The sequence below is a fragment of the Pseudomonas sp. ArH3a genome (assembly GCF_022648765.1).
In the GTDB taxonomy this organism is placed as follows: domain Bacteria; phylum Pseudomonadota; class Gammaproteobacteria; order Pseudomonadales; family Pseudomonadaceae; genus Aquipseudomonas.
Genome location: NZ_CP080330.1, coordinates 3,294,349 through 3,318,640, shown reverse-complemented (window position 1 = coordinate 3,318,640; position 24,292 = coordinate 3,294,349). Strand labels below are relative to the sequence as shown.

The following is a 24,292-nucleotide window of genomic DNA, read 5'->3' as shown; positions in this document are numbered from 1 at the left end:
AAGGCGCCCCAATCAAGGACGTAGGAGGATTCTGAACAGGGTCGGCGAAACCAGGGAGTTACAAGATGCGGTAAAGCAACCGCTCGATCCGCACCCGGCTGACCCGTCGCAGAAACTTGCCGACCGCTTGCGGATAATCCACCAGCGTCTGCAGTTGCTGGTAACGCTCGATGCGCGTGGTGTGCTGGAAAATCTGCGCCAGCTCAGTACGCCGTGGCCCCAGCCACTGGCCTTGCGGGTCATCGATCAGCAAGGCGTTTTCCAGGTCGAGGCGGAACGCCCGCGGGTTGAGGTTGTTGCCAGTGAGCAAGGTGTAGCGCTGGTCGACCCACAGGCCCTTGAGGTGATAAGTGTTGTCGCCATCACGCCACAGGTGCAGGTTCAACTGGCCGCTTTCGATCATCGGCTGGTGGCGTTTGGCGAAGCGGCGCAGGCTGATTTCATACAAATAGGGCAGCGCCGCGATCACCTTGAACGGCTCGCTGGGCGGGATGTAGAAGTCGTTGGCGGTCTTGTCGCCGACGACGATGTCAACCTTCACGCCGCGCGCGAGGGCGCGGTTGATTTCCCGGGTCACCGGCAGCGGCAAGTTGAAGTACGGCGTGCAGATGGTCAACTGGTGCTGGGCACTGGCGATCAGTTCGAGGATCACCCGGTTCAGCGGGTTGTTCTTGCCGACACCCAGCAATGGGCTCACCGACATGTGCCCGTTGGGCAGCAGCCCGGTAGTGGTGTCGTAGGCCGCATGCTTGAGGCGGCTGCGCAGGTCGCCGATATCATTGCGCAGGCTGCGGGTGGTGGGCGGGTTCGGCAGGTCCAGGCGATGCACCGCATTGGAGGTGATCAGGCCGTGCTCCACCAGGTGCTGCATGGAATCAGCCAGCGGTTGGCTATGGATCAGGTGATAACGGTCATAGCGGTACTTGTCGAACTTGTGCAGGTACACGTTGTTCAGGCTGGCGCCGCTGTACAGCACGCTGTCGTCAATCACAAAGCCCTTGAGGTGCAACACGCCGAACAGCTCGCGGGTCTGCACCGGCACACCGTACACCGGCACTTCACTGGCATGGGATTGAGTCATGGCCTGATACCAGGCGCTGTTACCCGGCTGCTTACCGGCGCCGATCAACCCGCGCTGTGCGCGCAGCGAGTCAACCACCACCACAATGTCGAGTTCGGGCCGTGCGGCCTTGGCGGCGTGCAAGGCGTCATAGATCTCCTGGCCGGCTTCGTCCTGCTGCAGGTACAGCGCGACGATGTAGATGCGCCGGGTGGCCTGGGGGATTTTTTCCAGCAGGCAACGACGAAACGCAGCAGCGCCGGACAGCACCTCGATGGCCTCGGGAGTCAGTGGAAAACCGCGCAGTTTGGGCAACAGGGAGCGTTTGAAGAACGACGGCATAAGGCTCGCAATGGGTCGAATCCGAAGAGGACCAGAGCTTACACCATGGGGCAGCTCAGGTCTTGTCGGCGAAGAGCGGAAAAGTTAATTGACCAAGGAGAACGATCATTCTACTGTAGGCAGCATGAATGACATGCCCCTCAATGAAACCCGCGACATTATCCTCGACGTCACCGAGAAGTTGATCTATCGCCATGGCATCGCCGCCACCGGCATGGACCTGCTGGTAAAAACCGCCGGGGTCTCGCGCAAAAGTATTTACCGTTACTTCGCCAACAAAGACGAGTTGGTGATTGCCGCCTTGCAACGCCGTGACGAGCGTTGGATGCAGTGGTTGCGCGGCGAAGTGGAGCGCAGCGAAGGCAGTGGCGAGCGTTTGCTGGCACTGTTCAGCGCCCTGAAGGCTTGGTTTGGCTCGGCGGACTTTCGCGGTTGCGCCTTTATCAACACCAGTGGTGAAACCGGCGACCCGCAAAACCCGGTACGCCTGCTGGCCAAGGCGCATAAACAGAAACTGTTCGAGTACACACTCCAACTGTGCAAAGCACATGGCACCCCCGACCCCGAACGGCAGGCCGCGCAGCTGCTGATCCTGATCGATGGCGCCATTACCGTTGCCCTGGTCATGGGCGATTCAACCGCCGCTGATAATGCGCAAGGCATGGCGCGCACGTTATTGGCACTTTGAACGCACAGGCCACACAACGTTGGCCAAAACCTTATTGTTCTCTGGAGCAGTTCCCATGTCATCTAACGCAGAAGTACGCCCGCCGCTGCCGCCGTTTACCCGTGAGTCGGCTATTGAGAAAGTTCGCCTGGCCGAAGACGGCTGGAACTCCCGCGACCCGCAACGGGTGTCCCTGGCCTACACCCTCGACACCCAGTGGCGTAACCGTGCGGAATTCGCGCATAACCGTGAAGAAGCCAAAGGGTTCCTCACCCGCAAATGGGCCAAGGAACTGGACTATCGCTTGATCAAGGAGTTGTGGGCCTTTACCGGTAACCGTATCGCCGTGCGTTATGCATACGAGTGGCACGATGATTCCGGCAACTGGTTCCGCTCCTATGGCAATGAGAACTGGGAATTCGACGAGAACGGCCTGATGGCTAACCGTTTTGCCTGCATCAATGACCTGCCGATCAAGGAAAGCGAGCGCACGTTTCATTGGCCGCTGGGTCGGCGCCCGGATGATCATCCTGGGTTGTCTGAGCTGGGGCTTTAAGCGCTGCCCGGTCACCCTGTGGGAGCTGGCTTGCCTGCGATAGCCATAGGTATCTACGCAACTTTTTGTGTTGCTTTTAGCCTGCGATGGTTTAGGTAGATTGAGTACATATCCGTTGCTGCGGTAACGGCGACTATTGGTTCCGCCCTTACGGCGGGTCACTTTTGGAAAAGAGCCCCAAAAGTAACCAAAAGGGCTCTTGCCCCACCACTCGGTGCCTCGCTCCGGCTTGAATCCGTGGGCCGCCGCCATGGGCCATCCTTGGCCCATCGCGGCTAACCCGGCGTCCTGCCGGGTTACCCACGGATTCAAGCCTGCGTTCGGCCATCGTGGTTAACGGGGCGCCTAAGATCAAGATCAAAAGCAAGAGCACGGCGGCCTAGTAGCCGACCTGAGTGGTTGAAGCAAAAGCAAGGCAGAAGCAGAGCAGAAGCAGAGCACCACCCTATCTAGCTGATGTAATGAGCTCCCACATTAGATTGAGTTCAGCCTCCAAGATCAGGTCGGCTAGCAGGCCGCCTCAGCCGTGCTTTTGATCTAACCACTCAGGTCGGCTACTAGGCCGCCGTGCTCTTGCTTTTGATCTTGATCTTAGGCGCCCCGTTAAACCACGCTGGCCGAACGCAGGCTTTGGAGCGGGGGTAAACCGGCAGGACGCCGGTTTAGCCGCGATGGGCCAAGGATGGCCCATGGCGGCGGCCCACGGTCCAAAGCCGGAGTGAGGGCACACCGAAGCGTGAGCGAGGTGCCGAGTGGTGGGGCAAGAGCCCTTTTGGTTACTTTTGGGGCTCTTTTCCAAAAGTGACCCGCTGTAAGAGCGGAACCAATAGCAGCCGTTACCCAAATAACGGATATGTACCCAGCGCCCCCGCGACAACCCAAGAATTCAACCCATAAAAAGATGTGTAGATACCTATGCTGCGATAGCATCGCCTCGGTGAACTTGACAGACCGAGTCTGTCTATATCGCAGGCAAGCCAGCTCCCAAACGAGCCCATTTCCACATTCAGTCCTGGTTCAGACCTACCCGATACAACACACCGTCATCCTCATCCGTCAGTACATACAAAAACCCATCCGGCCCCTGCCGCACATCGCGGATCCGTGCTTTCAAACCGCCGAGCAAGCGTTCTTCATGGATCACTTTATCGCCATCGAACTGCAAACGAATCAACTCCTGACTGGCCAGCGCACCTATAAACAAATTGTGCTGCCACGCCTTGAACCGGTCGGCGTCATAAAACGCCATACCACTGATGGCCGGTGATTTCTCCCAGACGTGATGCGGTGCCACCGTGCCTTCCACCGTCTTGCCTTTGGCTTCGGGAATCGGTGTCAGGGAATAATTGATGCCATGGGTCGCCAGCGGCCAACCGTAGTTCTTACCGCGTTCGATGATGTTGATTTCATCGCCGCCGCGTGGCCCATGTTCGTTTTCCCAGATCGTACCGCTCCACGGGTTCAGTGCCAGCCCCTGCGGGTTGCGCTGGCCATACGACCAGATTTCCGGGCGTACGCCCTGCTGGCCGACAAAAGGGTTGTCATCCGGCACGCGGCCATCCGGGAAGATGCGCACCACCTTGCCTTGCAGCTTGTCCAGGTCCTGGGCCGTCGGCCGATCATTATTCTCGCCGAGGGTCACGAACAGGTAGCCATCACGGTCAAACGCCAGGCGCGAGCCGAAGTGGTTACCGGTGGACAGCTTGGGCTCCTGGCGCAGGATCACCTTAAAATCCTTCAAGCCGCTCAAATCATCCGCCAACCGCCCACGCCCCACGGCGGTGCCGGCTTTGCCACCCTCGCCGCCACCTTCGGCGTACGACAGGTAGACCATACGGTCTTCCTTGAAGCCCGGCGACAGCACCACATCGAGCAAGCCGCCCTGCCCTTTGGCCCATACCTGCGGCACGCCGGTCAAGGGTGCGGACAACTTGCCGTCCGCGCTCACAAAGCGCAGATGGCCTGGGCGCTCAGTCACCAAAAAGCCTTGTTTATCCGGCAGAAACGCCACCGCCCAGGGGTGGTCCAGGCCTTTGACGATCGGGGTCGCGGTGATGCTGCCTTGCTCACTGGGGAATTGCTGGGCGTCGGCGGCGTAAACCGCCGCCAGTGGCAGCAGCGTGGTTGCGCAAATAGCGGCTAGCAGGGTTTTGCGTAGAAACATAAGACGGAATCCTTACCGGCGATTGCCGTTGGCATCATAGGTGGGGGCTTTGGTTTCGGTGGTGGGACGGCTGGGGGCGGCATTGCGCGTTGGATAGCGGTTGCCGATGCCGCCGTTTTCCACGGTCGGTGCGGGGCTGGTCGGGCCGGTCTGGATACCGCGAACCGCCGGCGCATTGGGCTGCGTGCCCTGCATGCTGTTGGGGTTGGCCCGGTGAATTGGGCTGTTGTTGCCATCGCTTCTGCCGGGCAGGCTTTGAGCCTGGGCCAATGGCGTGAGCGCCAGGCCCAACGCCAGTACTGCGAGATGACGCACACAACTGTTCATGACAAAGCCTCTCTAGGGCGAGTGGTACGTGCTTTCGATAACACGCTACGCCTTGGGTTCGGCTTTCGACACTAAATAGTTTCTCATCAGGTGTAACACAATCTGTCCGCGCATCTGCCCGCCGAAACTTTTTTCGGCGCCCGCGAGTCGCCCGAACACAGTCTCTTCTCAAGGAAACGCAGGCATGCCAAGGGCAATCTGGAAAGGCGCCATCCGTTTCGGCTTGGTCCATATCCCGGTATCACTGGTCTCAGCCACGTCCTAGCAAGGCGTTGATTTTGATTGGCTGGACAAACGCAGCATGGACCCGATGGCGTGCTTAAAAACTGGGCGGTGCCTAAAGGCCCAAGCCTGGACCCGACCCAGAAACGCCTGGCGGTGCACGTGGAAGAACACCCGCTGAGCTCTGGCAATTTCGAGGGCAGCATCCCAGCAGGCCAATACGGCGCAGGCGATGTGATTGTGTGGGACCGTGGCATGTGGCAACCGCATGACGACCCGCACTTGGCCTATGCCGCCGGCAAACTCAAATTCACCTTGGTCGGCGAAAAACTCGCCGGCGATTGGGCCTTGGTGCGCACCCGCCGCAAAGGCAGCGGCGACAAGGAGCAATGGTTACTGATCAAGGAAAAGGACCCGCAAGCGCGGCCCGCGCGACGACGACATCGTTGAGGAGCAGCCCAAAAGCGTGCTCAGCGATGCTTGGGTCGGCAAGCCAGCACAGTGATTCGCGCCCTAGCGTTTCAGATGAGGATGAAGATCAGTGCCAAGCCTGCAAAAATTGCCCACTTTTCCAAGTAGTAGCGTGCACGATTGCGCTTCTTCAGCTCTTTGCCGCGCAGGCGAATCTTGTACAGGCGGGTAAACGCACGGTTCAGGCCGCCGGTCTTGTCACCGTCATTATTGGGCGAGCCAGCCGCCGCCATTACGTTGCGGCTGAACCAGCGGTTGAACGCCGCCGCCCAGCGGTACTTCATCGGGCGCTCAATGTCGCAGAACAGGATGATGCGGTTCTGCTGCGTGGTGTTTTCCGCGTAATGAATGTAGGTCTCATCAAACATCACCGATTCGCCGTCGCGCCAGTAATAGCTTTCGCCATCCACGTTGATGTAGCAGCCAGGACCGTTAGGCGTATCCAACCCCAAGTGATAGCGGTAGGAACCGGCGTAAGGGTCGCGATGGCGCACCAGCTTGGAGCCCGGGGGCAATTCGGCGAACATCGCCGCCTTGATCGAGCCGACGCTCTGCACCAGTTCAGTGGTGCGCGGGCACAGCTTCATCGCCGACGGGTGGCTGTCGCCATACCACTTGAGGTAGAAACGCTTCCAGCCGGACTTGAAGAACGAATTGAAACCCACATCGTTGTACTGGTCCGAGCGCTTGATCTCGCCCATACGCATCAGGTTCTGGCCTTCCTCGCGGATTTCTTCCCAGTGTTCCTGCAGCGGGCTCAGGTCCGGGAAGTCGGCAGGCGACAGGAATGGACGGCTCGGCTGCTTGGAGAACAAATACAGGAAGCAATTGATCGGCGCCAGGAACGTCGAGTGATCACTAAGCTGGCGGCCCAGTTTGTGTCGCACCCGACCACGCAGGTGAACATACGCAATGGAGGCGACGTAGAGAGCAACAATGATGAGTTTCAAGGGATTCGTCACAAGTCAGTAGAGAGAACAGGCTGCTCCTGCGTGCCCACAACGGCCGAGGATTGGATAAGCAGCACCTGAAATCACAATTCACAGATAAGCGACACGACCGGCAAAGCGCTCACCGGCTCATGACTATTGGCAGTTATTTAGCCACAGTTTGTAACCAAAGGTTAACTAAGAATTGTGAAAAGCTGTCCAGTCATTGTGCTGGATCAACACACGCGCTTGTCTCGCCGCCGCCTGCGTGGTGCACTGTAAGAAACCACCTTCAACAAAATGGAATTTGTATGTCAGCTCTGTTACACACCGATCATCAAGCCCTGCAAGGCACCTGGGAACAAACCGCACTCGAAGACAGTGGCGTGCTCAACCCCATCGACGCCCACAGCGCGCCGGGCGCCCTGACTACCATCACCGGTGACTGTTTCGAAGTGCGCACGACGAACGGCGAGGTATTGCTGGCCGGTCGCTTTTCCCTGGACAGCAGCACCACGCCAAAAAGCATTACCTGGGTGGATTCAATCGGCGAAGACGCCGGCAAGCAATTGCCCGCCAGCTATCGCCTGGAAGGGGATGATTTCGTGTTTATTGCCGCCGATGAAGGCATGCCCCGGCCGACCGTGTTCAGTACCGGGCCAGGGCAAACCATGCGCAGCTTTGTGCGCAAAGGCTGATCCGCGCGCCTCCGAACGTGCGACAAGGTTTTCACATGGCCTTCACTTCTTGGCCTATAGGGTGAAGCCTACCTACTCCAGTGAATCACTTGGCCCGCCTCTCTTGGCGGGCCTTTTTTTTGCGCGCGGGAAAGCCGCTCAGGTGCGGCGCTGGGTGGCGGTCAAGGTAAAGCACAGTGGCAGTTGCGCCGGCTGATGCTCGTACTGGTCGTACAATTCCTCGCGATTGGAATGCGGGTACTCCTGCAGGTGCTCAATCTGCAAGTGCGCCGCAATCGCCCCGCTCACCACGCTGCCCAGGGTATGCACGTACCAATAGGACGTCGGCCCGGCAATATCTGCCTGCCCTTCGTAGACAATCGACTGCTGCAGCACGAAGGGGTCGCGCTGGAAATACGAGCTGACGGGCAACAATGGGTTTGCCGCCTTGGGATCAAACACTTCCAAAAACGGATGAGTTTCGTAGATCACCAGCGTGCCGCCGGGCTTGAGCACACTCGCCACATGGCGCATAAACAGCGCCACATCCGGCATCCAGTTCAGTACGCCAATGGTCACCAGCGCGACATCAAACCGACCGTGCAAGCGTTCAGGCAGATGATGGATATCGGCTTCAACAAATTCAGGGTTATGCGGCGACACCTCGGCCAGTTCCTGCGCTTGCTGCAGAAAAGCGCGGGATTGGTCGACACCCACCACGCTGCGTGCGCCCAGGCCGAACAACGATAGGCTTTCACGCCCATTGTTACAGCACAGCTGAATCACGTCTTTGCCGGCCACGCCGACGTCTTGCAGCAACGCGGTGATGGTCGGGTCAAGGCATGAAAAGCCTGGCTGGGCGACCGATTCGAGCAGCGCGTTCCAGGTGGCGGTGTCTTTGTGCAGCTTGGCGGAGGCGTCCCAGGCGTCTTTGTTGCTGGCGATGGCCTGTTGGGCTGAGGGCATGTCCATTGCTTCTCCAGAGAGTCAGTACAGCGGGCTTCGGAAAATAAGCCAATTGCCTGTCAGAAGAAACCCTCTGTGGCGGCGAAACTTCTATCCAAGCCTGTAGGTCACTAGCCCATTGAGTGTTCGCCCTGAGCACCCTTGTCGAAGGCAGCGCTATGGCCAATCACTCCGACCTGCGCAATACCTTGTCCTTGGACAGCTTGAATTTCTTCCTGGCGGATGTCCGCGACGGCCTCGGCCCCTACTTGGCGATTTACCTGCTGGCCGTGCACCAATGGGACCCGGCCAGCATCGGCGTGGTCATGACTCTGGCGGGCATCGCCGCCTTGCTCACCCAAGGCCCGGCGGGGGCGCTGATCGACCGCACGCGCAGCAAACGCGCGGTGATCGCGGTGGCGGCCGTTCTTGTCACCGTCAGTTGCCTGGTACTGCCGTTTGTCAGCTCATTCAGTTGGGTGGCGTTGACCCAGGCGGCCAGTGCCATCGCCGCTTCAGTGTTTGCTCCGGCGATTTCGGCCATTTCCTTGGGAATTACCGGGCCGCGCGCCTTCACCCGCCGCACCGGGCGCAACGAAACCTTCAACCACGCCGGCAACGCCGTAGCGGCGCTGCTGGCGGGCGGCCTGGCATATCTGTTCGGCCCAGTGGTGGTGTTTTACCTGATGGCATTTATGGCGATCGCCAGTGTCGTGGCGGTCAGTTGTGTATCAGCGTCGGCGATTGACCACGAGGTCGCGCGGGGCTTTGACCCCGCTCACGCCCACGAACACGAACAGCCCTCCGGCGTGAAGGTGCTGCTGGCCAATCGCCCGTTGCTACTGTTCGCGATCTGCTGCGCGCTGTTCCACCTGGCGAATGCCGCGATGCTGCCGCTGGTCAGCCAGAAGCTGGCGCAGATCAACCTGCACATGGCCACGCCGCTGACCTCGGCCTGCATCGTCGCCGCGCAAGTGGTGATGGTGCCGATGGCCTGGCTGGTGGGCAGCAAAGCTGACGTGTGGGGGCGCAAGCCGTTGTTGCTGGCCGGGTTCATGATTTTGCCGCTGCGTGGCGTGTTGTATACCTTGTCCAGCGACCCTTATTGGCTGGTCGCCGTGCAGATGCTCGATGGCATCGGCGCGGGGATTTTCGGCGCGCTGTTCCCAGTGATCGTCAAGGACCTGACCCAAGGCACCGGCCGCTTCAACGTCAGCCTGGGCGCACTGTCCACGGTGTTTGGCCTGGGCGCGGCACTGAGCAGCAGCCTGGCTGGTTTCGTGGTGCAGCAAGCGGGCTACAACGCGGCGTTCCTGACCCTGGCGGGCGTCGCGGCGGCGGCCCTGGCGCTGTTATGGCTGGCGATGCCGGAGACATTGACGAAACCATCGTTCGCGCGCATTACAACTGTCGCCTGACATATGCGACAATGCGCGCCAAATTCCAACACACATCCAAAATTTTCTGCTCAGCGACCGGGTTTCGCGCCTTGATGTCGCTGTTGACGCATGCCTGAAGGCTCCTGCCGCCACGCTCGCAACCCATTGATAGGTAAAGTAATTGATCTCCACAGCTAACATCACCATGCAGTTCGGCGCCAAGCCGCTCTTCGAGAATGTCTCGGTCAAATTCGGCGCCGGCAACCGTTATGGTTTGATCGGTGCCAACGGTTGCGGCAAGTCGACCTTCATGAAAATCCTCGGCGGCGACCTTGATCCGTCCGGCGGCCAGGTCATGCTCGAGCCGAACGTACGCCTGGGTAAACTGCGCCAGGACCAGTTCGCCTACGAAGAATTCACCGTGCTCGACACCGTGATCATGGGCCACGAAGAGCTGTGGAAGGTCAAGGCTGAGCGCGACCGTATCTACTCGCTGCCGGAAATGAGCGAAGACGACGGCATGGCCGTGGCCGAGCTGGAAACCGAGTTCGCCGAAATGGACGGCTACACCGCCGAATCACGTGCCGGTGAGCTGCTGCTGGGCCTGGGTATTCCCCTGGAACAACACTTCGGCCCGATGAGCGAAGTGTCCCCAGGCTGGAAACTGCGGGTATTGCTGGCCCAGGCGTTGTTCTCCGACCCTGAAGTGCTGTTGCTCGACGAACCGACCAACCACTTGGACATCAACACCATCCGCTGGCTGGAAAACATCCTGACCCAGCGCTCGAGCCTGATGATCATCATCTCTCACGACCGTCACTTCCTGAACAGCGTGTGCACCCACATGGCTGACCTGGACTACGGCGAGCTGCGCCTGTTCCCGGGCAACTACGACGAGTACATGACCGTGGCGACCCAGTCCCGCGAGCAACTGCTGTCGGACAACGCCAAGAAGAAAGCACAGATCTCCGAGCTGCAATCGTTCGTCAGCCGCTTCTCGGCCAACGCCTCGAAAGCCAAGCAGGCCACGTCCCGCGCCAAGGCGATCGACAAGATCCAGCTGGCCGAGGTCAAGCCTTCGAGCCGTGTGAGCCCGTTCATCCGTTTCGAACAAACCAAAAAGCTGCACCGCCAGGCGGTCATCGTCGATCGTATGGCCAAAGGCTTCGACGGCAAGCCACTGTTCAAGGACTTCAGCTTCCAAGTTGAAGCCGGCGAGCGCGTAGCGATCATCGGCCCGAACGGTATCGGCAAGACCACCCTGCTGCGCACCCTGGTCAACGAACTGACGCCGGATGCCGGTAGCATCAAGTGGACCGACGCCGCAGAACTGGGCTACTACGCCCAGGACCACGCCCACGACTTCGAAGACGACATGAGCCTGTTCGACTGGATGGGCCAGTGGACCCAAGGCGAGCAAGTGATTCGCGGTACTTTGGGCCGCATGCTGTTCTCCAACGACGAGATCCTCAAGTCGGTCAAGGTCATCTCCGGTGGTGAGCAAGGCCGCATGCTGTTCGGCAAGCTGATCCTGCAAAAGCCGAACGTGCTGATCATGGACGAACCGACCAACCACTTGGACATGGAATCCATCGAAGCGCTGAACCTGGCGCTGGAAAACTACCCGGGCACGCTGATCTTCGTCAGCCACGACCGCGAGTTCGTATCGTCCCTGGCCACCCGCATCATCGAGTTGAGCGCCAACGGTGTGATCGACTTCAGCGGCACCTATGATGACTACCTGCGCAGCCAAGGCGTGGTGTTCTAAGCAACGCCACTGCAGTTGTGGCGAGCGGGCTTGCCCTGCGTTGGGCTGCGAAGCGGCCCTAAAATCAAACACCGCGTTCTGTCAGGCAGAACGCGGTGTTTTTTATTGGGGCTGCTGCGCAGCCCAACGTGGCCTATCAAACAAACTAGTTAGCCTGCTTCCTTTCCCCCCACGCCCTTGCCATCATGCCGTCACCGCCCGCCCGCGAACGAGTGACCATGCCTGCCGTCGCCCCCAGCTCAATGTCGATCACTTTGCAGATCGTCTCCATCGTCTTCTATACCTTCATCGCCTTTATCTGCATCGGCCTGCCGATCGCGGTCATCCCGGGCTATGTGCACGAGCAACTGGGCTTCAGCGCGGTAGTGGCCGGGATCACCATCGGCTCGCAATACCTGGCCACCCTGCTCAGCCGGCCCATGGCCGGGCGCATGTCCGACAACGTCGGCACCAAGCGCGCGATTGTGCTGGGCCTGGCCGGTATTTTGGTCAGCGGTGTGCTGACGTTTTTCGCCACGCTGGTCGAAAGCCTGCCCGCCCTGAGCCTGGGCATCCTGATCGTCGGCCGGCTGCTGCTCGGCGTAGCCCAGGGCCTGATCGGCGTGGGCACCATCAGTTGGTGCATGGGGGCGGTTGGCGCCGAACACACGGCGCGCTCGATTTCCTGGAATGGCATCGCCTCCTATGGTGCTATCGCCATTGGCGCGCCGCTGGGCGTGGTGATGGTGGCCGAGTATGGCTACACCAGCCTCGGCATCGCGTTGACGGTGCTGGCAGCGTTGGGCCTGGTGCTGATCCGTAATAAACCTTCGGTGCCGGTGGTACGCGGCGAGCGGCTGCCGTTCTGGGCGGTGTTCGGGCGTATCGCGCCGTTTGGCGCCAGCCTGTGCTTGGCCTCAATTGGCTACGGCACGCTGACCACCTTTATCACCCTGTATTACCTCAGTCGCGGCTGGGCCGGGGCGGCGTACTGCCTCACGGTGTTTGGCGCGTGTTTTATCCTGTCACGGCTGGTGTTTATCTCGGCCATCAGCCGCTTCGGCGGTTTCAGCGCAGCGATTGCCTGCATGACCATCGAAGCCCTGGGCCTGACGCTGCTGTGGCTGGCGCCCTCCACCGGGGTGGCGTTGATCGGCGCCGGGCTGACCGGTTTTGGCTTGTCGTTGGTGTACCCAGCGCTGGGCGTAGAAGCCATCAAGCAAGTGCCCAATAGCAGCCGTGGCGCCGGGCTGAGTGCGTATGCGGTGTTTTTTGATCTAGCCTTGGCGATTGCCGGGCCGTTGATGGGCGCCGTGGCACTGAACCTCGGCTACGGCTGGATCTTCTTTTGCGCCGCGCTGTTGTCGGTCACGGCGCTGGCCTTGACCGTACTGCTCAAGCGCCGCACTTACTGATCGGCGGTCTGCAAACCGGCGCGGGTCATTTGCCCGAGGGTGTGGGAGAAGAACCGCCCTGCCTCTGAAATCAGGTCGCGGTGAATACCTTCGCGGTCGACGCCATCGGCGTCTGTGCAGATGGCCGGCATGGCCACCAACTGATCGCTGTCACACGGCGCCATGAACACAAAGTGCCCTGCTCCGGCCAACAGTTTGAAATCCGGCGGTTCCGGCAGCTTGCGCGCCAGTGCGGCGGCGTTTTTGTCCACGGCCACCAGCTTGTCGCCATCGCCGCTGTAGAGCAGCACCGGCACATGCACGTCGGCCAAGGTGTGGCGGCCAAACATCAGGCTCAACGGCGCCATCAGCATCAACGCGTGGATGCGCGGGTCGGCCTGTGGTTGCAAATCGTCGCGGTCGACCACCAGCTCACCTTTGGTGGTGCAGGCGTCGCGGTCTTCCGGGCGCTCCTGGCAATAGCGGCGCAGGCGATCAAAATCCGGCTTGGCGCCGGCCAGAATCAACGCGGTTTCACCGCCGGCGGAATAACCGATCACGCCCACCTGGTCGATATTGACGAATGGCGACAGCATTGGGTCGCTGAGGGTGGCGGTGATCGCTTCGGAAATCTGGATCGGCCGACCATACAGGTTGCTCACGGTGCCCAGGCGGCTGTGGTCCTTGTAGTTGTCGCCGGGGTGCAACACCGCCACCACCACAAAACCCTTGCGCGCCAGTGAGGTGGCCAGGTCGTGCAGGGCCAGCGGTGTGCCCGTGTTGCCGTGGGACAGCATCAGCATCGGGAAGCGGCCAATGGCGACCTTGGAGTCTTCAGCGGCGGCGACGTGATAGGCGCCCAATTGCGTACTGTGCTCATCGTCGGTGGACGGGTAAAACGCGATGGCTTTCATCGGCTGCTGGTCCAGCGGGTCGAGAAAGGTCATGCGATGGAAACCCACACTCCAATGCGGGTGCGGCGCCGGGGCGGCGTGCACTGAAATCAGGCTACCGAGCAGGGAGAGTACCAAAACAGCACAAAGACGCATCATGGGGATGTCCACCTTTGCTGCGTGACCACGTTCAACACCCGCGGCATATCTGTATGAAAAGTCCATGGTTCAAGGTGCTCACACCGGGTGATAAACCCATGCCTGCATAACCTGGGCCAAAGTAGTGACAGCGGGCAAACGAAAAAACTCCGTACTCCGGTCGTTTTGAGACGACCAGAATACAGAGTTTAGGCGCCCGGTTTCAGATTGGAACCGGACAAAGGCGAACTTTACACAAGCCTTACGCGGCGGCGAACAATTGTTCGTTGATGACTACGTTAGCGTCGCTCAACGCCTTGCTGCGCACTTCCTCACCGTAGGCCAGGCCTTGGGCACGGACGAACTCGATGTCGGTGATGCCGAGGAAGCCAAACACCAGTTTCAAGTAGTCTTCGTGGCCGACGTTGCTCGCCTGACCGGCATGCAAACCGCCGGCGGTGGAAACGATGATCAGCTTCTTGCCACCGCACAGGCCTTCAGGGCCGGCTTCGGTGTAACGGAAGGTCTGGCCGGCGACGGCGATGCGGTCGATCCAGGCCTTGAGCTGAGAAGGTACCGAGAAGTTGTACATGGGCGCACCCATCACCACAGCGTCGGCGGCGATGAACTCAGCCAGCGACGAAGCGCTGAGGTCAGCCTCGTGCTTTTGTACTGCGTCACGCAACTCGGCAGCGGTGCCCAGGGCGCCCAGGGTCAGGCCGGAAAAGTGGCTGATGCCTTCGCTCGCCAAGTCACGGTAAGTCACTTCCACACCCGGCTCAGCCGCTTGCCAGGCCTTGACCACAGCAGCGCTGAGCTGACGCGAAGCCGAGTTGTCGCCGAGGATGCTGGAATCGATATGCAACAGTTTCATGTGGGATCTCCAAGTGAGGATCGCGGCTAGGCGATCGAGTGAGGTTGATCCTACACACGAACCCAATGATCGATTAGAGGGGCAAAATATGATTGTTCGTCCTGCCAGCAGGACAATGCTTTTTTGCAAAAAACCATTCCAGTCGGCTTGATGCCCACACCTCTGCGGCACTGGATTTCACCCGTGCTTCACTTCATTCTCGCCGGCTGACCCGACAGCCACCGGCCATCCCATGCACCCACCTTCTCCCGCCCTGACCAAGGGCCTGACCTTGATCCTCGCCATCTGCTGCGGATTTTCGGTTGCCACGATTTACTACAACCAGGCCATGCTGCCGCTGATTGCTAACACCTTCGAGGTGTCCACCGCGCACGTCGGGCAAATCGCGATGCTCACGCAATTGGGCTACGCCAGCGGCCTGCTGCTGTTCGTGCCGCTGGGCGACCGGATCAGCCGGCGCACGCTGATCCTGGCCGTGCTGTGCCTCAACTTCATCAGCCTGCTGGCCTCGGCCGCAGCGCCGACCTATGCCTGGCTGCTGGTGGCGAGCGTGCTGCTGGGGCTGTCGGGTATCAGCGCGCAGGTGATCATTCCCGCCGCTTCGGACCTGAGTACCGTTGAGCAAAAAGGCGCCGTACTGGGCTTGATGGTCAGCGGCTTGTCTGCCGGCGGGTTGCTTGCCAGGACCGTCAGCGGCGTGGTCAGCGGATGGCTGGGCTGGCGCGGCATGTTTGCGCTGGCAGCGGCGCTGGATGTGCTGCTGTTCATGGCGATTCTGACGCGTATGCCGGTGTCGATTTCAACCAGCAAGCTCGCGTATGGCGCCTTGCTCAAATCCCTGTGGGGCCTGGCCAGGCAATACCCGACCCTGCGCCAATCAGCATTCAAAGGCGCCCTGGTGTTTGGCGCCTTGAATGTGTTCTGGGGCTCGATGGCGGCCCTGCTGGCCTTGCCGCCGTATGGATTCTCGAGTGCCCAGGCAGGCCTGCTGGGCCTCTCGGCCATCGTCGGTATTCTTTGCGCATCGACCATCGGCCAACAAACCCGACGCCATGGGCGTCTGCTCGAGCGCGCGGGCATCACCACCGTGCTGGTGGCGTTTATCCTGATCTATACCCTCGGGCCAAGCGGCTGGTGGTGGCCGATCTTGATCGCGGCGACCTGTCTGGACCTGGGTAACCGGATCAACCAGTTGGCCAACCAGACCCGCGTGTTGGCACTGGAGCCGTCCGCGACTAGCCGACTCAACACGGTGTTCATGGTGGTCTACTTTATCGGCGGCGCCTTGGGTTCGGCGGCTGGAGCCTTTGCCTCCGAGCATTACAGTTGGCAGGGCCAGGCGCTGACCGGCGCGGCATTTGCCGGGTTGGCCCTGTTGATCACGACGTTCAGGGCACACAAGTAACCCTGTGGCGAGCGGGGCAAGCCTGCTCGCCACAACACCAGGCCTGCTCATCGCAATCAATGCGACGACACATAAATCGACGCCGATCTTGGCGCAGGCCGTGGCGGCGGTGATGTCGTTGCGCAGCATCAATAAGCGCGCCTGGTGCAGGCGCGTGGACTTGAGGTATTGCATCGGCGAGGTGTCGGTGACCGTGCGAAAGTGCGCATGAAAACTCGGCACGCTCATCATCGCCCCCCTGGCCAGTTCCCCCGCGTCCAAATGCTGGTGGTAGCCCCCATGAATCTTGCGAATCGCCCGCGCCACCTTGCCGAACGGGCCCCGACGGTTGAGCGCGGCGCGCAGGGAGCCGCCCTGCTCGCCCGTGATGATCCGGTCGTAGAGCTCGCCCATCAGCGTCGGGCCAAAGCGGGGCCGCTGCGCCCCCCCTGCGGCAGCAAGCTTCCTCGCCACAGCAGCCTCCAATATTTGTAGTGGATTTGCCCTCGCCAGACGCGGATAGTTCGTCCCACTGACAGGACAATAGGTTGACCATGCAAGACCTCAACGACCTCTACTATTTTGCCAAAGTCGTCGAAGCCGGCGGCTTTGCGGCGGCCGGACGGCTGCTGGGCATCCCTAAGTCGCGGCTTTCACGGCGCATTGCCGAGCTGGAAGAACGTCTCGGCGCACGCCTGTTGCAACGCACCACCCGCCAACTGACCCTCACCGCCGTCGGCGAGCGCTACCTGCGCCATTGCCAGGCCATGCTGCTGGAAGCAGAAATGGCCGACGAGGCGGTGGCCAGCATGTCCAGCGAACCGCGCGGGCGCCTGCGGGTCAGCTGCCCGGTGGGCATGGCCCAGCACCTGCTGCCGGACATGGTCGCCGGTTTTCTCGCCGCCCACCCGCTGGTGCAGCTTGAAATGATGCTGGTGAACCGCCGCGTTGATCTGGTGGCCGAAGGTATCGACGTGGCCCTGCGCGTGCGCGAGTCAGGCGATGAAGACCCGCTGCTGGTGACCAAACGCCTGCGCCAGGCCCAGGCCATCCTGGTGGCCAGCCCTGAATTCATACAAGGCCGGCAAATCGACAGCCTCGAAGACCTCAAGCAACTGCCGGTACTGGGCGCCCTGGAAGCCGACCGCCTGGTGCACCTGCGCCTGATCGACCCACAAGGCAAAAGCGAAGACCTGGCGCTGGAAGCACGCCTGGGCATCGACGACTTCATTGTGCGCAAAGCCTGCGCCCTGAAAGGCTTGGGCTTTACCGTACTGCCGATGATGTATTGCGAAGAGGAATTGGCCAGCGGCCAATTGGTGCAACTGCTGCCGCAATGGTCCTCGCCGGGAGGCTGGTTGCAGGCGGTGTACCCGCACCGTCGCGGCGTACTGCCGGCCATTCGTGCCTGGATCGACTACCTGGAAGAAGCCTTCAAGGGCTGCGGAGATCGCTTGCTATGAAAATGACTGAAGCACAGGTCGCCGCTTTCTGCCTGAGCCTGCCCGGCGCGCGGGAAGACTGCAAATGGGGCGGCGTGCGCGTGTTCTCGATTGCCGGCAACAAGATGTTCGCCCTGCAAAACCTGCGCGGCGAGTCGCTGGCGTTCAAGGTCGACAAAGAACTGTTCCTCGGCCACGTGGACCGCCCCGGCATCCATCCGGCGCCTTACCTGGCGCGAGCCCAGTGGGTCATCATGAACACGCCCTACCCGATCGGCGCCGAGGAACTGCGTGGGCTGTTGCAGCGTTCTCACCAGTTGGTGGTGAGCAAACTGCCCAAGCGCACGCAAGTGGGGCTCAGGTTGGATTGACAAAAGGCACGGCGCGCTCAATAGCCATCGCCGCCGCCAGCGCCAAATGCTCGTGCCACGGGCGCGCGACGATCTGCACGCCTACCGGCAATCCCGCAGCATCGGTGCCTGCTCGCACGACCACACAGGGCCAACCCGCCAGGCTGTACGGCAAGGTGTGACTGAACAGCCCCGGCCGTTCGGCACCCAGCCGCGACGCGGGCGCGGCGTCAACCGGGCACAGGATAAGGTCGTAGTCCGCCATGAAACCTAACATCCCACTGCGAAACTGATCCCAGTCGGCAAACAGTTTTATCGACTGCGCACCGGTGCCTTTGCTCATCGCCCAGTAGCGCTCGGTAATCTCGCGTGAGTGCCTCAGTACCGATGGGAACGCTGGATAGATGACGGCGCCCGCGCGCTCCAACAGATTGGCGGCTACCTGCAGCGTGGCTTGAGTTATCTCGTCAGCGGGCGCTATACCGCCGTCGCAATACCAAGCCACGCGCAAGCCGCTCAGCGCTTGAGCCTCTACAGCGCGTATGGGCATCGGAATTACGCCGGCATCCTGCCCATCTTCGCCGGCAATCACCTGGAGCACCAAGGCCAGGTCTTCCACATGCCGGGCCATCGGACCAATCTGGCTGCGACAGTCACTGAACCCGCCCGGGTGATCGAAAACCCCGGTGTTAGGCACGCGGCCAGTGGTGGGTTTTAAGGTGCTAACACCGCAAAAATGCGCCGGTACGCGCAAACTGCCGCCGGAATCACTGCCCAACCCCACCGGTGAAAGCCCCGCAGCAATGGCCGCCGCTTCGCCGCCGCTGCTGCCGCCTGGGCTATGGGACAGCGCATGCGGGTTAAGGGTGGCGCCATAGACGGGGTTGTCGGTCACCCCACCGCCACCGCCCGGCGGGCAGTTACTTTTGCCCAGCAGGATGGCGCCGGCAGCTTTCATACGCGCCACTACCACGGCATCCTGCGCCGGCCGGTAGTCAGCGCGCTCAGCCAAACCCGCCGCCGACACCACCCCACAGGTATCGATAACGTCTTTGACGGTAAAGGGAACGCCCTGCAGCACGCCGCCATACTCACCTTGAGCGACGGCCCGATCCGCCGCCCATGCGCCGGCCAACGCCGTCTCGGCGCACACTTGCACCAGCGCGTTGATCGCAGGGTTTTGCGCCTCGATACGGGCAAGGTAGGTGGAAACAATGGCGGTGGAGGTGAGCTTGCGCTGTTGAATCAGTGCGCCAAGCTCAGTCGCTGAATGGCGTAGCAATGAATCCGAGAAAGACATTCGTGTTGGCCCAGTGCATTCAAGTGCCTGGAGCATAACGCCAGTGTGGTGCGGGCTCCTATCAATGATTGGGTAAGGTGCTTCCCACAGCTTTGTAGGGAATATTCCTAGCGCCTCTGCCCTACAACACCGACAGCAAGGTACCGCCCAGGAACAGTTGGTCAAGCCAGAACACCTGGTGCAGCAACACAATCACCCAGAACAGCACCTGATATGACACTTTGCGCGTCTTGTGCCGGAACACCTGCTGGGCGATCAATGCTCCAGGCCAGCCGCCCGCCAGCTCCACGGCATGCAGGATGTTTTCGCGAACGCGCGGGCCCTCTGTCTGTGCCTTGCGCTTGTCGCCCCAGTACAGAAAAAATGCCACCACGCTGACCACACCATACGCCGCCAGCGGGATCACCGTCTCACCGCGAGACCACACCAACGCCGCGCCAATCAGCGGCGCGGCGCACAGCACCCCAAAGATCAACGCCTTCAGGCGCGGGTGCTGAATGTTCATGGCTTGACCGCAGACCAGTCGATCCAGCCGAACTGCCAGGTCGCCAGAATGACTAGGCCAAACGCGATCCGATACCAGGCAAAGGCCGCATAGCTGTGGCTGGCGATGAACTTGAGCAAGGCCTTGACCGCGATCATCGCGAAGATGAACGAGGTGACAAAACCAATCGCGAACACCGGCAGGTCATCGGGCTGGAACAGGTGACGGTACTTGTAGCCCGAATACACCGCCGCACCGACCATGGTCGGCATGGCGAGGAAGAACGAAAACTCGGTGGCGGTCTTGCGCGACAGGCCAAACAACAGGCCGCCGATGATGGTGGCGCCGGAGCGCGACGTGCCCGGAATCATCGCCAGGCACTGGGCCATGCCGACCTTGAGCGCGTCTTTCCAGGTGATCTGATCCACGGTTTCGGCGTGAACCGCGTGCTGCCGGCGTTCCGCCCACAACATGATCACGCCACCCACTACTAGGGCTGTGGCCACGGTGATCGGGTTGAACAAGTAATGCTTGATCAAGTCGGCAAAAATCACCCCCAGCACGATCGCCGGCAGTACGGCGATGATCAGGTTAACCGTGAAACGCTGGGCATTGCGCTGGGTCGGCAAGCCGGTGACCACATCGAGGATCTTGCGGCGAAACTCCCAGACCACGGCCAGGATCGCGCCCAATTGAATGATGATGTTGAACGCCTCAAAGCGTTCGCCGCCGAAGCCGATCAAGTCAGCGACGATGATCTGGTGGCCGGTGCTGGAAATGGGCAGGAACTCGGTCAGCCCCTCCACCACGCCAAGAATCAATGCCTGTATGGCGGTCCAAAAATCCATGCTTCCCCCGAAGGTCATGCTCAGCGGCATGCCTTGACTGTCTTTTTAATAGTTCACTGACGAGCGCACTCAAATTCCGGTGCTGATTTTCAACATCGATCTGCAAAAATTTCGTGAAAAATCAGGGAGTACTCAGGTTTTTCGATTACAGGCCGAAAGCCTATCAGACAAGCCGGAAATGTCGATGCAGCGCCCAAAAATATAAAAGCATGGAGTGACAGGACGATGAACAGTTTGCGCAGCATGTCGATCAGCCGCCGCCTCTGGCTGATCCTGATAGTCGCCGTGTTGATGCTGCTGACCTTGGGGCTGTTGATGCTCAAGCAGATCCACGGCGACCTCTACCAGGCCAAAAGCCAGCAGACCCAGCATGTGGTGCAGACCGCCAGCGGCGTGCTGGCGTATTACCAGAACCTTGAAAAAACCGGGGTACTGACCCGTGAAGCCGCGCAGCAGCAAGCCTTGAGCGCGGTGCGTGGCCTGCGCTACGACCACGACGATTACTTCTGGATCAACGACCTGACGCCGGTGATGATCATGCACCCGGCCAACCCCAAGCTTGACGGCAAGAACCTCTCGGCGATCCGCGACCCGGACGGTTTTGCAGTGTTCAACGAGTTCGTGATCCTGGCCAAGGCCAAAGGTGCCGGCATCGTCAACTACCGCTGGCCCAAGCCGGGTGCCGAAGCGCCGGTGGAAAAAACCTCGTATATCCAACTGTTCGAACCCTGGGGCTGGATTATCGGCTCCGGCGTTTACGTGGACGATGTGCAAGCCGAATTCAATGGCCAGGTGTGGAAAACCTCGCTGATTGTCCTGGGCATCGCGCTGGTGATGACGTTGCTGGTGGTGCTGATCGCCCGCAGCATCGTGCAACCCTTGCAGGCGGCGGTGAACGCTATGGCCAATATTGCCAGCGGCGAAAGCGACCTGACGCGCAGCCTCGATACCCATGGGCGCGACGAAGTCACCCAACTGTCCAAACACTTCAACAGCTTTACCGCCAAGCTGCGCCAGGTGGTCGGCCAACTGCAGGTGTGCGCCAACGCCTTGGGCCAGTCGTCAACGGAGCTGGGCACCAACGCCAGCCAGGCCCATGACCGCAGCCAGCAGCAGTCGCAGCAGATGGAGCTGGTGGCGACGGCAATCAATGAAGTGACCTATGGCGTGCAGGACGTGGCGAAAAACGCCGAGCATGCCGCCAGCGAAATGCGTGACGCCCAGGCCCAGGCGCAGCAAGGCCAGGTGAATATCGACGGCAGCTTGCTGCAGATCGATCAGCTCTCCAGCACCATCAGCCAGGCCGTGGAGGTGATCCGCACGCTGTCCAGCGAAAGCACACAGATTGGCGGCGTGCTTGAGGTGATTCGTTCCATCGCTGACCAGACCAACCTGCTGGCGCTTAATGCTGCGATTGAAGCTGCACGCGCGGGGGAACAGGGCCGTGGTTTTGCCGTGGTGGCGGATGAGGTGCGGCTGCTGGCTCAGCGTACGCAAAAATCCACGGCTGAAATCCAGGTGATGATCGAGCGCCTGCAAGGTCATTCGGAAGCGGCAGTGAAGGTGATCAGCGACAGCCACAGCGCTTCGCAACTGACCATTGAACAGGCCGGCCAGGCGGGTGCCAGCCTTACTGCCATCGGGCAGGCCTTGCATAACCTCAACGGGTTGAATGCCTCGATTGCCAGCGCGACGTTGCAACAGGCGCATGTGGTGGAAGACATCAACCAGAACGTTACCCAGGCGGCCGGGTTGTCTCACAGCACCGCGCTGGCGGCGCAGCAGTCCAGCGTGGCGAGTGCGCATTTGCGTGGGTTGAGTGAACAGTTGGATGGGTTGTTGCGCCAGTTTAAGGTTTAGATCGCATTGCTGGGCTGCTATGGGAGCTGGGGGGGCTAGGGGGTTATCGGGGCGCCTAAGATCAAAATCAACAGCACGGCGGCCTAGTAGCCGACCTGAGTGGTTGAATCAAAAGCAAAGCCGAGGCGGCCTTACAGCCGACCTGATCCTGGAAGCCGAACTCAATCAAATGTGGGAGCGGGCTTGCTCGCGAATGCGGTGGTGTCAGATACAAGTGAGTTGACTGACCCACCGCATTCGCGAGCAAGCCCGCTCCCACATTTAGATCTCATTACATCAGGCAGAAGCTGTGTTGCTGTGCTTCTGCCCTGCTTCTGCTTCTACCACTCAGGTCGGCTACTAGGCCGCCGTGCTCTTGCTTTTGATCTTGATCTTGATCTGAGGCGCCCCGTTAAACCACGCTGGCCGCACGCAGGCTTGAATCCGTGGGTAACCCGGCAGGACGCCGGGTTAGCCGCGATGGGCCAAGGATGGCCCATGGCGGCGGCCCACGGATTCAAGCCTGCGTGCGGACACACCGAGCCACAGCGAGGTGCCAAGTGGTGGGGCGAAGACTTTTTGGTTACTTTTGTGTCTTTACAAAAGTGACCCGCTGTAAGAGCGGAACCCTAAGCCGCCGTTACCCAAATAACGGATATGTACTCACACCAACGTTTGAAGAAAACTCACCTCTGGTTACAATCACCGCCCTCTCCCACTCTCCCAAGGAACCACCATGTCCGGGCTTGAACTGTTCGCCGCCGCCCTGGGAGTGATTGCCGTCTGGCTGACGGTCAAGCAGAACCCTTGGTGTTGGCCCATCGGCCTGGTCATGGTGTTGCTCTACACCTGGGTATTCTTCGACGTAAAACTCTATTCCGACATGCTCCTGCAAGTGGTCTACGCCGCCCTGCAACTTTACGGCTGGTGGCAATGGACCCGCGCCGGCCAAGTCAAGCAAGGCCGTCAGGTCACCAGCCTCGGCGTACCCGCGATCATCACCAGCCTGGCCATCGGCGCCGTCTTCAGCCTGTTGCTCGGCGCCGCCATGGCCCACTGGACCGACGCCGCCCAGCCGTGGCTCGACGCCGCCCTCACCGGCTTCAGCCTGGTGGCGCAAATGTGGATGGCGCAAAAACGCGTGCAGTGCTGGCCGCTGTGGATTGCCGTGGATGTGATTTTCGTCGGGTTGTTCCTCTACAAAGGCCTGTACCTCACCGCCGTGCTCTACGCCCTGTTCACCGTGATCGCCGTGCAAGGCTGGCGTGAATGGCGCGCCGACCCGGCGCTGCACGCATGAAGGTAGTGGTACTGGCCGGCCCCGAGTCCAGCGGCAAAAGCTGGCTGGCGGCGCAACTGCACGCGCACTTTGGCGGCCTTATGGTGGGCGAATACGTGCGCCATTTCATCGACCACCACCAACGCGACACCACCCTGGCGGACATCCCCGCTATCGCCCGTGGCCAACTGGCCTGGGAAGACGCCGCCCGCGCCGAACAGCCCAACCTACTCGTCCTCGACACCCACCTGCTGACCAACAAGCTGTGGAGCCAAACCCTCTTCGGTGACTACCCGGCGTGGCTGGACAGTGAGCTGCTGGCCCGCCATTACGACCTGCACCTGCTGCTCTCTCCCGAGGATGTGGAGTGGACCGCCGACGGCCAGCGTTGCCAACCGGAACTGGCGGATCGCCGCGCGTTTTTCCAGGGTAGCCTGGAGTGGATCGAGCAGCACCATAAGCCCGCCGTGGTGATTCGCGGCAACTGGGAAGAGCGCCGTGCCCAGGCATTTGAAGCGGTAACGCAACTGCTCAACGCGTAATACCGACCACCGGATCAACGCAGTCCCTTTCTCTTCGCG

General features: G+C 60.7%; 22 protein-coding genes and 3 pseudogenes. 14 read left to right on the top strand and 11 right to left on the bottom strand.

Annotated features, from left to right (window positions below):
* Window positions 1-58: 58 nt before the first annotated feature.
* Window positions 59-1,402 (bottom strand): CDP-diacylglycerol--serine O-phosphatidyltransferase, encoded by a 1,344-nt coding sequence (gene pssA, locus K0P33_RS15100; protein ID WP_094951128.1) that lies wholly within the window; start codon window positions 1,400-1,402, stop codon window positions 59-61.
* A 124-nt stretch (window positions 1,403-1,526) separates the two neighbouring features.
* Between pssA and K0P33_RS15095 the strand changes: the two genes are divergently transcribed.
* Entirely contained in the window at window positions 1,527-2,090 is a 564-nt protein-coding gene (locus K0P33_RS15095; RefSeq protein WP_094951127.1) for a TetR/AcrR family transcriptional regulator, read from the top strand.
* A gap of 55 nt (window positions 2,091-2,145) precedes the next feature.
* Window positions 2,146-2,625, top strand: coding sequence for a nuclear transport factor 2 family protein (locus tag K0P33_RS15090; protein ID WP_094951126.1), 480 nt, complete (start codon window positions 2,146-2,148; stop codon window positions 2,623-2,625).
* Window positions 2,626-3,631: 1,006 nt separating this feature from the next.
* On the opposite strand, the gene K0P33_RS15085 is transcribed toward K0P33_RS15090, so the two are convergent.
* Together K0P33_RS15085 and K0P33_RS15080 are read right to left on the bottom strand one after the other, a co-directional pair.
* Window positions 3,632-4,789, bottom strand: coding sequence for a PQQ-dependent sugar dehydrogenase (locus K0P33_RS15085; protein ID WP_094952461.1), 1,158 nt, complete (start codon window positions 4,787-4,789; stop codon window positions 3,632-3,634).
* A gap of 12 nt (window positions 4,790-4,801) precedes the next feature.
* Complete coding sequence (locus K0P33_RS15080; protein ID WP_094952462.1) at window positions 4,802-5,116, bottom strand: hypothetical protein; 315 nt, start codon at window positions 5,114-5,116, stop codon at window positions 4,802-4,804.
* A 184-nt stretch (window positions 5,117-5,300) separates the two neighbouring features.
* Here K0P33_RS15080 and K0P33_RS15075 point away from each other — a divergent pair.
* Both K0P33_RS15075 and K0P33_RS15070 read left to right on the top strand, forming a co-directional pair.
* Window positions 5,301-5,378: pseudogene (locus K0P33_RS15075) on the top strand (hypothetical protein); the annotation flags it as partial.
* A gap of 47 nt (window positions 5,379-5,425) precedes the next feature.
* Window positions 5,426-5,834 (top strand): annotated as a pseudogene (locus K0P33_RS15070) (DNA polymerase ligase N-terminal domain-containing protein); the annotation flags it as partial.
* Window positions 5,835-5,859: 25 nt separating this feature from the next.
* Here K0P33_RS15070 and lpxO read toward each other — a convergent pair.
* A complete protein-coding gene (lpxO, locus tag K0P33_RS15065) occupies window positions 5,860-6,759 on the bottom strand; it encodes a lipid A hydroxylase LpxO (protein WP_242155939.1) in 900 nt (299 codons plus the stop codon).
* Between the two features lie 290 nt (window positions 6,760-7,049).
* Between lpxO and K0P33_RS15060 the strand changes: the two genes are divergently transcribed.
* Window positions 7,050-7,436, top strand: a complete 387-nt coding sequence (locus tag K0P33_RS15060) for a TIGR03067 domain-containing protein (RefSeq protein WP_242155937.1) — start codon at window positions 7,050-7,052, stop codon at window positions 7,434-7,436.
* Window positions 7,437-7,574: 138 nt separating this feature from the next.
* Here K0P33_RS15060 and K0P33_RS15055 read toward each other — a convergent pair whose 3' ends face one another.
* Window positions 7,575-8,387 carry a class I SAM-dependent methyltransferase gene (locus K0P33_RS15055; RefSeq protein ID WP_242155935.1) on the bottom strand — a complete coding sequence of 271 codons (813 nt, stop codon included), beginning with the start codon at window positions 8,385-8,387 and terminating at the stop codon, window positions 7,575-7,577.
* Window positions 8,388-8,539: 152 nt separating this feature from the next.
* On the opposite strand from K0P33_RS15055, the gene K0P33_RS15050 reads away from it, so the two are divergent.
* The 3 genes from K0P33_RS15050 (at window position 8,540) to K0P33_RS15040 (ending at window position 12,901) form a co-directional block, all read left to right on the top strand.
* Complete coding sequence (locus tag K0P33_RS15050) at window positions 8,540-9,778, top strand: MFS transporter (protein WP_242156050.1); 1,239 nt, start codon at window positions 8,540-8,542, stop codon at window positions 9,776-9,778.
* A 142-nt stretch (window positions 9,779-9,920) separates the two neighbouring features.
* Complete coding sequence (locus K0P33_RS15045) at window positions 9,921-11,507, top strand: ABC-F family ATPase (protein WP_026140064.1); 1,587 nt, start codon at window positions 9,921-9,923, stop codon at window positions 11,505-11,507.
* Between the two features lie 218 nt (window positions 11,508-11,725).
* Window positions 11,726-12,901, top strand: a complete 1,176-nt coding sequence (locus K0P33_RS15040) for an MFS transporter (protein ID WP_242155934.1) — start codon at window positions 11,726-11,728, stop codon at window positions 12,899-12,901.
* On the opposite strand, the gene K0P33_RS15035 is transcribed toward K0P33_RS15040, so the two are convergent.
* Window positions 12,895-13,932: a dienelactone hydrolase gene (locus tag K0P33_RS15035; RefSeq protein WP_242155933.1), complete on the bottom strand. Its 1,038-nt coding sequence runs from the start codon at window positions 13,930-13,932 to the stop codon at window positions 12,895-12,897. The two genes, K0P33_RS15040 and K0P33_RS15035, sit on opposite strands and share 7 nt — an antisense overlap.
* Before the next feature lie 241 nt (window positions 13,933-14,173).
* Window positions 14,174-14,785 (bottom strand): FMN-dependent NADH-azoreductase, encoded by a 612-nt coding sequence (locus tag K0P33_RS15030; RefSeq protein ID WP_242155932.1) that lies wholly within the window; start codon window positions 14,783-14,785, stop codon window positions 14,174-14,176.
* Between the two features lie 232 nt (window positions 14,786-15,017).
* On the opposite strand from K0P33_RS15030, the gene K0P33_RS15025 reads away from it, so the two are divergent.
* Complete coding sequence (locus tag K0P33_RS15025; RefSeq protein WP_094952469.1) at window positions 15,018-16,190, top strand: MFS transporter; 1,173 nt, start codon at window positions 15,018-15,020, stop codon at window positions 16,188-16,190.
* Window positions 16,191-16,286: 96 nt separating this feature from the next.
* Here the strand turns inward: K0P33_RS15025 and K0P33_RS15020 are convergent.
* A pseudogene (locus K0P33_RS15020) lies at window positions 16,287-16,595 on the bottom strand (AraC family transcriptional regulator); the annotation flags it as partial.
* 128 nt (window positions 16,596-16,723) lie between these two features.
* Between K0P33_RS15020 and K0P33_RS15015 the strand changes: the two are divergent.
* Complete coding sequence (locus K0P33_RS15015) at window positions 16,724-17,632, top strand: LysR substrate-binding domain-containing protein (RefSeq protein ID WP_094952470.1); 909 nt, start codon at window positions 16,724-16,726, stop codon at window positions 17,630-17,632.
* Complete coding sequence (locus K0P33_RS15010; protein WP_242155931.1) at window positions 17,629-17,982, top strand: MmcQ/YjbR family DNA-binding protein; 354 nt, start codon at window positions 17,629-17,631, stop codon at window positions 17,980-17,982. Before K0P33_RS15015 ends, K0P33_RS15010 begins: the two co-directional genes overlap by 4 nt.
* Here K0P33_RS15010 and K0P33_RS15005 read toward each other — a convergent pair.
* From K0P33_RS15005 to K0P33_RS14995, 3 genes are all read right to left on the bottom strand, one after another.
* A complete protein-coding gene (locus tag K0P33_RS15005; RefSeq protein WP_242155930.1) occupies window positions 17,969-19,261 on the bottom strand; it encodes an amidase in 1,293 nt (430 codons plus the stop codon). The two genes, K0P33_RS15010 and K0P33_RS15005, sit on opposite strands and share 14 nt — an antisense overlap.
* Before the next feature lie 121 nt (window positions 19,262-19,382).
* The gene (locus tag K0P33_RS15000) at window positions 19,383-19,766 is read right to left on the bottom strand and encodes a DUF1294 domain-containing protein (RefSeq protein WP_094952473.1); all 384 of its coding nucleotides are present in this window, start codon (window positions 19,764-19,766) and stop codon (window positions 19,383-19,385) included.
* Window positions 19,763-20,593, bottom strand: a complete 831-nt coding sequence (locus K0P33_RS14995; protein WP_094952484.1) for an undecaprenyl-diphosphate phosphatase — start codon at window positions 20,591-20,593, stop codon at window positions 19,763-19,765. The genes K0P33_RS15000 and K0P33_RS14995 overlap by 4 nt, the downstream gene beginning before the upstream one ends.
* A 225-nt stretch (window positions 20,594-20,818) precedes the next feature.
* Between K0P33_RS14995 and K0P33_RS14990 the strand changes: the two genes are divergently transcribed.
* The 3 genes from K0P33_RS14990 (at window position 20,819) to K0P33_RS14980 (ending at window position 24,253) form a co-directional block, all read left to right on the top strand.
* Window positions 20,819-22,453, top strand: a complete 1,635-nt coding sequence (locus K0P33_RS14990) for a methyl-accepting chemotaxis protein (protein WP_094952474.1) — start codon at window positions 20,819-20,821, stop codon at window positions 22,451-22,453.
* A 715-nt stretch (window positions 22,454-23,168) separates the two neighbouring features.
* Window positions 23,169-23,732, top strand: a complete 564-nt coding sequence (gene pnuC / locus K0P33_RS14985; protein WP_094952475.1) for a nicotinamide riboside transporter PnuC — start codon at window positions 23,169-23,171, stop codon at window positions 23,730-23,732.
* Window positions 23,729-24,253, top strand: a complete 525-nt coding sequence (locus K0P33_RS14980; RefSeq protein ID WP_094952476.1) for an AAA family ATPase — start codon at window positions 23,729-23,731, stop codon at window positions 24,251-24,253. Before pnuC ends, K0P33_RS14980 begins: the two co-directional genes overlap by 4 nt.
* The last annotated feature ends 39 nt before the right edge of the window (window positions 24,254-24,292 follow it).

Excerpts from the sequence above, each read along its gene's own strand:
- pssA (WP_094951128.1), bottom strand. The coding sequence starts at position 1,402 with ATGCCGTCGTTCTTCAAACGCTCCCTGTTGCCCAAACTGCGCGGTTTT.
- K0P33_RS15095 (WP_094951127.1), top strand. The coding sequence starts at position 1,527 with ATGAATGACATGCCCCTCAATGAAACCCGCGACATTATCCTCGACGTC.
- K0P33_RS15090 (WP_094951126.1), top strand. The coding sequence starts at position 2,146 with ATGTCATCTAACGCAGAAGTACGCCCGCCGCTGCCGCCGTTTACCCGT.
- K0P33_RS15085 (WP_094952461.1), bottom strand. The coding sequence starts at position 4,789 with ATGTTTCTACGCAAAACCCTGCTAGCCGCTATTTGCGCAACCACGCTG.
- K0P33_RS15080 (WP_094952462.1), bottom strand. The coding sequence starts at position 5,116 with ATGAACAGTTGTGTGCGTCATCTCGCAGTACTGGCGTTGGGCCTGGCG.
- K0P33_RS15060 (WP_242155937.1), top strand. The coding sequence starts at position 7,050 with ATGTCAGCTCTGTTACACACCGATCATCAAGCCCTGCAAGGCACCTGG.
- K0P33_RS15055 (WP_242155935.1), bottom strand. The coding sequence starts at position 8,387 with ATGGACATGCCCTCAGCCCAACAGGCCATCGCCAGCAACAAAGACGCC.
- K0P33_RS15050 (WP_242156050.1), top strand. The coding sequence starts at position 8,540 with ATGGCCAATCACTCCGACCTGCGCAATACCTTGTCCTTGGACAGCTTG.
- K0P33_RS15040 (WP_242155934.1), top strand. The coding sequence starts at position 11,726 with ATGCCTGCCGTCGCCCCCAGCTCAATGTCGATCACTTTGCAGATCGTC.
- K0P33_RS15035 (WP_242155933.1), bottom strand. The coding sequence starts at position 13,932 with ATGATGCGTCTTTGTGCTGTTTTGGTACTCTCCCTGCTCGGTAGCCTG.
- K0P33_RS15030 (WP_242155932.1), bottom strand. The coding sequence starts at position 14,785 with ATGAAACTGTTGCATATCGATTCCAGCATCCTCGGCGACAACTCGGCT.
- K0P33_RS15025 (WP_094952469.1), top strand. The coding sequence starts at position 15,018 with ATGCACCCACCTTCTCCCGCCCTGACCAAGGGCCTGACCTTGATCCTC.
- K0P33_RS15015 (WP_094952470.1), top strand. The coding sequence starts at position 16,724 with ATGCAAGACCTCAACGACCTCTACTATTTTGCCAAAGTCGTCGAAGCC.
- K0P33_RS15010 (WP_242155931.1), top strand. The coding sequence starts at position 17,629 with ATGAAAATGACTGAAGCACAGGTCGCCGCTTTCTGCCTGAGCCTGCCC.
- K0P33_RS15005 (WP_242155930.1), bottom strand. The coding sequence starts at position 19,261 with ATGTCTTTCTCGGATTCATTGCTACGCCATTCAGCGACTGAGCTTGGC.
- K0P33_RS15000 (WP_094952473.1), bottom strand. The coding sequence starts at position 19,766 with ATGAACATTCAGCACCCGCGCCTGAAGGCGTTGATCTTTGGGGTGCTG.
- K0P33_RS14995 (WP_094952484.1), bottom strand. The coding sequence starts at position 20,593 with ATGGATTTTTGGACCGCCATACAGGCATTGATTCTTGGCGTGGTGGAG.
- K0P33_RS14990 (WP_094952474.1), top strand. The coding sequence starts at position 20,819 with ATGAACAGTTTGCGCAGCATGTCGATCAGCCGCCGCCTCTGGCTGATC.
- pnuC (WP_094952475.1), top strand. The coding sequence starts at position 23,169 with ATGTCCGGGCTTGAACTGTTCGCCGCCGCCCTGGGAGTGATTGCCGTC.
- K0P33_RS14980 (WP_094952476.1), top strand. The coding sequence starts at position 23,729 with ATGAAGGTAGTGGTACTGGCCGGCCCCGAGTCCAGCGGCAAAAGCTGG.